General features: G+C 46.8%; 2 protein-coding genes and 1 pseudogene. 2 read left to right on the top strand and 1 reads right to left on the bottom strand.

The window, feature by feature from the left end; translation table 11 throughout:
* Window positions 1-107: pseudogene (locus tag DW965_RS21865) on the bottom strand (tweety protein); the annotation flags it as partial.
* Here DW965_RS21865 and DW965_RS18870 point away from each other — a divergent pair.
* Complete coding sequence (locus DW965_RS18870; protein WP_004612761.1) at window positions 81-278, top strand: hypothetical protein; 198 nt, start codon at window positions 81-83, stop codon at window positions 276-278. The pseudogene DW965_RS21865 and the gene DW965_RS18870 overlap by 27 nt on opposite strands.
* On the top strand, window positions 279-699 hold a 421-nt coding region (locus DW965_RS18865), incomplete at its 3' end, for a recombinase family protein (protein ID WP_158582889.1).

Below are 699 nucleotides of genomic sequence, written 5' to 3'. Positions count from 1 at the left end.
AGGTCTTTTGAAGCCCGTTGCCGGACTTCGTTGCCGACACCCTCTGTCTGGCTATTTTCATGTATGGAGGATAACTGCCTATGGCAAAAAACAAAACAGAGATTCATGTTACAACGGTGTTTGACGGGGAACTGGACGCAACCGATGTGTTCGTCAGCCTGATTTCCCAGAAATATGGAAAGACAAATACAAAAGAATATCTTGCTAAAAAGAAAGATTTGAAGTATAATGAAGATGAGGTTCAAAAGAGCCAGATACCGTCTGGATTGTGTGGGTAAATGGCTATGATGAACGAAATGGAATATAGAACAATCGGAAAGGCACTTGCCGGGGGCTATCGTGCAGCGGTCTATTGCAGGCTGTCAAAGGACGATGACCTACAAGGCGAAAGTGCCAGTATCGCAAACCAGCGTGATATGCTGGAAAAATACTGCGAAAAGCAGGGATGGGAGGTTGTGGCAGTCTATCAGGACGATGGTTTCACAGGTCTTAATATGGAGCGTCCTGATTTGCAGAGAATGTTGAGAGCCATTGAGCGCAGGCAGATCAACCTTGTCATCACGAAAGACCTCAGCCGTCTGGGGCGTAACTATCTGCAAACCGGGCATTTGATTGAGGACTTTTTCCCAAGAAACGGTGTCCGCTATATCGCCATGAATGACGGTATCGACACCCTGCGGGATAACAACGATATTGCCC

Origin of the sequence: Blautia sp. AM47-4 (assembly GCF_003479865.1) — a bacterium.
Lineage (GTDB): Bacteria > Bacillota > Clostridia > Lachnospirales > Lachnospiraceae > Fusicatenibacter > Fusicatenibacter saccharivorans.
Note: the sequence above shows the minus strand (reverse complement) of the source record. Positions and strands in the feature narration are given on the sequence as shown.

Bases quoted from the DNA above. Each gene is read 5' to 3' on its own strand.
- DW965_RS18870 (WP_004612761.1), top strand. From the start codon at position 81: ATGGCAAAAAACAAAACAGAGATTCATGTTACAACGGTGTTTGACGGG.